A 5,609-nucleotide genomic window follows, 5' to 3' on the forward strand; every position below is an offset into this window, starting at 1 on the left:
TGGACCACAGTGTGCAGCTGTGGTCTTTTTCATGATATTCATTTTCTGTATCTATTATACCATATGTAGTAAGAACTTAAAATAATGTAGCAGCAACAGAAATAGCTTGAAGCGTGGGAAAAAAAGGGCCTGACCCCAAGTGAGGTAAAGCTTTACCTCACTTGGGGTCAGGCGTCTTCATTTGTAATGAAAATATATCGAAAGCTTTTTTATTCGAAACAATAAATAGTAATAGAAATGCAACAATATTATTAGATGAGAATGTTTGTTCGTGCTATAATAGTGATATGAAATAGAACAGCTTAGCTTATACATAAATAGATTTCCACTATTCTTTTAATCTAACAAAAGAGAGAGGGATATTTATGTTATTAAAGTCTTTGCAAGAGGTTTTTGGACCAGAAGCAATGTTCCGGGAAGGACAGGAAATTGCTATTGAGAAACTACTACATAAAAAACGTATACTTGTTGTACAAAAAACGGGTTGGGGGAAAAGTTTAGTCTATTTTCTAACAACAAAGATTCTTCGTGAGCGTGGAGAAGGAGTAACGATTGTTATTAGTCCGTTATTAGCTCTCACAAGAAATCAAATAGAAAGTACAGTAAAATATGGGATTGTGGCAGATTGTATTAACAGCCAAACTAATAAGACATTAGATGAAAAAAAGAAAGTGATTGAGCGGTGCAATCATGGGAAGTGCGACGTTCTTTTTATTACTCCAGAGCAGCTTCAAAATGAGGATTTTATTGAACTTTTATCACAGTTAAAATTAGGCTTATTTGTAGTTGATGAAGCCCACTGTATATCAGATTGGGGACATGATTTTAGGCCGGATTATAGACGGATTCAACACCTTCTCCAAATATTACCTTCAAACATTGCTGTCCTAACTACTACGGCAACAGCAAATGATAGAGTCATCCGGGATGTTGCCTTACAACTTGGTGAATGTGAAGTTATTCGTGGAGATCTTCAAAGGGAGTCTCTATATTTACACAAACTTAATTTACCAACTGCAGAGGAGAAATATGCTTGGATTGCCAAAAATATTAATAGATTTGAAGGGTCGGGAATCATTTATGCTACAACGATTAAAGAATGTGAACGACTGGCAATATGGCTACGGCAGAATGCAATTGTTGCCTATGCATACCATAGTAATTTAAAAGAGGAACATAAAAAGGAGCTTGAATATAAATTAGTTAATAATGAAGTCAAAGTACTCGTTTCGACCATTGCTCTCGGAATGGGATATGATAAAGAGGATATTAGCTTTGTTATTCATTACTATACACCAAAATCAGTGGTTGAATATTACCAACAGATTGGTAGAGCAGGAAGAGGGATTGATAGAGCAGTTTGTGTTCTTCTTTATGGGGGCGAGGATGAAAACAGAATAAATGAACATTTTATTTATCACTCATTTCCTCAACAAGAACAATTTGACCAAGTTCTTCATTTTCTAGCTCAAAAAGACGGGGTAAAGTTGTTAACGCTTATGCAACAAATGAACATTAAAGAGAAAATATTAAAAAAAATTTTAACTCTACTGTTAATAGATGGTTTTATAGGGAAAGAGCGATCGTTATATTTTCGCACGATAAAACCGTATTCCTCACAAAGAAGCTATTATAATTCAGTTATTGGAATAAAAGCAAAAGAATATAAAGAACTTCTCGATTATCAGCAAACAACAGAGTGTCAAATGGCATTTCTTACAAATGCGTTGGATGATCCTAATTCTAGGGAATGTGGTAAATGTAGTACATGTCTAGGTGATGCTTGGGGTTTGACTGAGGATAACTTGAGGTATCAAGAAATCAACCAAGTTTCTGAATTTTTTAATAGAAATTATATTATAATTGAACCACGCAAACGATCTGAGCTAACCTATAGAAAATTAAAGTTTATTCATGAGGAAGGACTTGCCCTAAGTTATTATCATGAACAACTTGGTCAAGAGGCTCGGCGAGGTAAATATGAAGATTATCGATTCTCTGATTTACTAGTAAAAGCGTCTACAGATAAGCTTAGACGTTTTCTGGGAGGCAAAGGGATTAATTTTTCTCAAGTTGTTGTTATTCCAATTCCCTCGAATCGTAGACCGACGCTGGTACCGCAGTTTGCAGAACGTCTAGCTAACAGTCTACAATGTAGATGTGAAAATATTTTTGCAAAAAGACCTGAAGAGCTAGAACAAAAATCACTTTTAAACAACAGTCTTCAGGAGCAAAACATTCGTAATCATTTATATATTCAAAATGAGCTAAATCTGAATCATCAACATATTTTATTAGTAGATGATTTTGTAGATTCAAAATGGACTTTCACTGTGGCTTCAGAGTTACTTGGTGAGATATACGATAATATAACGGTGATACCGTTTGCGTTAGCTGATACAAGTGGTAGCGATTAATAAAATGAGGTGTATTTTATGGATTTTACAAATAATGAAATAGCTACTTATTTATTTTGTGCACAACTACCTCAAACAAAAACTACACCTTTAACGATAATAGAGTGGAATGGTGTAGTAAAATCTTTAAGCGATCAAAAACTTGAACCGGAATTTTTACTAGAAATCAATTCGGAAGATTTGTTTAATGTACTTGGTAAAGCAACAGAACCTCAAAGAGGAAGAATACAAGAAAAAATATTAGCACGACAAAAGCTTGGTATTTCTCTTGTCGAACTTGAGGAAATTGTTCATCGTGGATATGGCATTATGTTTCGTTCTCAGATGCCACCACGTTTGAAGAAGTTAACCCAAAAATTCATTCCACCTTTCTTCTATTACGCAGGTGATCCTTCCATACTTAAGCATCGCGCAATAGGGGTAGTTGGTGCGAGAGATGCCAATAATGAAGAGCTATCTCAAACAACTAAGATAGCTAAAGAAGCTGTGTCACATGGTGTTGTCATAATCTCTGGTGGAGCAAAAGGTGTGGATACAACTGCAGTAGAAGCATCTTTGCAAAATGGAGGAAAAGCTATTGTTTTCCCATCAGACGGTCTTTCAAAATGGATCAAAAAAAGCTCCATTCGAAATTATATAGTCAATGGGAAGTTACTTTTGATGTCCGCCCAAAGTTTAAATGCACCTTTTTCCGGGGCATATGCTATGCAAAGGAATAAGTTTATTCATGCTCCTTCTGATGCGGTTGTTGTTGCTTCCTCAAAGATCTCTGGAAAGAAGAAGAGTGGGACATGGGAGGGTGTAGTAGAAAATTTAAAGCATCAATGGTCACCTCTTTATGTCATCGGAAACAGTGAAGGTGTAGAAAGACTTAAGCAAGAATCCAATGCAAAACCTTTCGTGTCATTTGAGGAAATTTATAAGAAAAAATTATCCAACCATCCAACAGATTCTAGTAACATTGAACACCAAATTGTCTCACTTATTGAATTGGCGATTGCTAAGGGAATTGATAAGGAAGAAATGGAGAGAAAGTTTTCCGAAGCGTCAGACCTATACTATGGAGAAAAATCAGAAGAGGAGAAACTAGTCGTGCATGAAAAACAAATAAGTATGGATGAATTATAAGGGAACAAGGACCTGACCCAGTACAGTAAAGCTATACCGTGCCGGAAATCAGGTCCTTTTCCACTAGAAAGGCAATTTAATTTTGACTTACTTTCTAACTAAATAGGTAGATATCAATAAAGGAGATCCAGGTTACTTTTATAAAAAATAATTTTCTATCAAATTTTATAAGTCTCCTGGGAAGGGGCTATTTTTTTATTAGATAAAGGATTGAATTACGCCGGAAAAAAGGAGTCCTCAGGAACGTAAAGCTTTACCATACTGGTGTTTACTTTAATTTTGAAATGAAAAATTTAATTTTTGTTAAATGATTTGATGATTTTATCGATATATAATACAAGATTTTATTCGTAATATAATGGTAGGAACAAAAGGAGGTGAAGAAAAAATGTATGAGGAACGTCTGGGAAGAATGGAAGGGTTAATGGAGCAGTTGATCAAAATGGTTGGAGAGAGTATTCGAAAAGTGGATGAGAGTAATCGAAAAGCGGATGAAAGTTTGGCTATATCTAATGAGACTTTATCAATTGTGCTTCAGGAAAGGGAGATTAGCGAGAAGAGGCACGATGAAATTATGAAAGAACTTCAAAGTCATAGTGGTGCCATTGACTATCTAAGGGAAATGACTTCTAAACATGACATGGAAATCCACAAGTTAAAGTCCTCCAATTAGTTTTCTTCTCATATGAATTTATCCAATATCACAGTGCCTGTTCCTTTGTGTGTTTCATGAACATAGAAAGGAGCAGGTGTTTTGTAATTTAAATTAACGAGTAATATGAAAGGTCGATCTTTATTTGTCCATAAACTGCAGGCATCAATTTCCTCCCTTATGGCTTTTTCAAAAATAAACACACCACTTTTTTCAATGGAAAACATTAAGTCATCATTTGTATCTTTTTGATCCCAATCTCTTCTCGAGCCATTTTAGCTACCATATTAATTTGAGTTTTCCTGTCCTCATTTGTGGTGTTTAGGTAAGTAATCTCATGTTAAGCCTGCTTTGGATTTTTTTACGATAAGTTAAGATGATATTCATTCTCTAACCCAATTATACCGTCTTTCTTCAAAAGGTAAAAATGACAGGTGCTATCTACTATGATATAGTACAACTTAAAGTTTATAGGTTGCTCATGGATCCCAATAAAGGCTCCGTGAGTGATATTATGGGGGTAAGATAGTGAATAAACGATGGACAATTGGTCAAATCAAAGAATTTGTTGAGAAAAATTCGGATAGCAAGTTGCTGACGACGGAATATCACGGGTTTTCACAGAAGTTACTATTTAAATGTAGTTGTGGAAATAACTTTGAAAAAACATTTACTAAGTTCAAAAATAAAAACCAACGTAAGTGTGAAGTGTGCCAACCACTGTCAAAGTAACAAATCGGGAAAGGGATTGCAATGTCGGCCCTGATTATTACAGTGCTAAATAGGAAATAGACCTCCCTATTTACCGGATAAGTCGGTAGGGAGGTCTATTTCTAGTTTAATAACATAACAGAAACTAATAAGGAAGTGATCGTAAGAAATTCGAATCATTTTTTACTGTTCTGTTTTTGAAAATGCAGTAGGATAGCATATCATGGGGTTTTCAAAAATAGTCTTCCTTTATATGAGTGGAATAGATGCTCAAGAAATTGAAACTCTCTATATTGAAAAACAAAAACAAGTAGACAATGATGACTTGTGAAAAAACGCCTGACCCCCAGCACGGTAAAGTATTACCATACTGGGGGTCAGCGTATAATGGCAAATAAGTCAAACACCGTTTTTGGATTAAAAAAGAGCTACCTTAACTAAAGCTCTCAAATACCATTTTTTTGAAAAGCCCAACTATCACAGAACTTTATCATAGAACTCCTCTAGAATGTGAAAAGTGGATATTGTTTTTTCATCCTTCAGGGATACCGCCTAGCAAATATAAAGTTTTCGTTTCACGTATTATTCGTATTTAAAGGACAAGATCCATATCGCTGACCCACGAGGTCTTCGCCTCAGACACCAAATACTATGTGATCTAACGTCCCCCCTGTGTTAGCATGGTTGTCATAAGGTTCCAT

General features: G+C 35.2%; 4 protein-coding genes. All 4 read left to right on the forward strand.

All coding sequences use genetic code 11. The features are described 5' to 3' along the window. The first annotated feature begins 365 nt into the window (after positions 1 to 365). The 4 genes from RZN25_17775 (at position 366) to RZN25_17790 (ending at position 4,929) form a co-directional block, all read left to right on the forward strand. Positions 366 to 2,417: a RecQ family ATP-dependent DNA helicase gene (locus tag RZN25_17775; GenBank protein ID MEQ6378657.1), complete on the forward strand. Its 2,052-nt coding sequence runs from the start codon at positions 366 to 368 to the stop codon at positions 2,415 to 2,417. Between the two features lie 18 nt (positions 2,418 to 2,435). After that, on the forward strand, positions 2,436 to 3,545 hold the full coding sequence (locus RZN25_17780; protein ID MEQ6378658.1) for a DNA-processing protein DprA: 1,110 nt from the start codon (positions 2,436 to 2,438) through the stop codon (positions 3,543 to 3,545). Between the two features lie 388 nt (positions 3,546 to 3,933). Beyond that, on the forward strand, positions 3,934 to 4,218 hold the full coding sequence (locus tag RZN25_17785; GenBank protein ID MEQ6378659.1) for a hypothetical protein: 285 nt from the start codon (positions 3,934 to 3,936) through the stop codon (positions 4,216 to 4,218). A 507-nt stretch (positions 4,219 to 4,725) separates the two neighbouring features. Beyond that, positions 4,726 to 4,929, forward strand: a complete 204-nt coding sequence (locus RZN25_17790) for a hypothetical protein (protein ID MEQ6378660.1) — start codon at positions 4,726 to 4,728, stop codon at positions 4,927 to 4,929. Positions 4,930 to 5,609: the final 680 nt, after the last annotated feature.

This window comes from Bacillaceae bacterium S4-13-56, from assembly GCA_040191315.1.
Taxonomy (GTDB): Bacteria; Bacillota; Bacilli; order Bacillales; family JAWJLM01; genus JAWJLM01.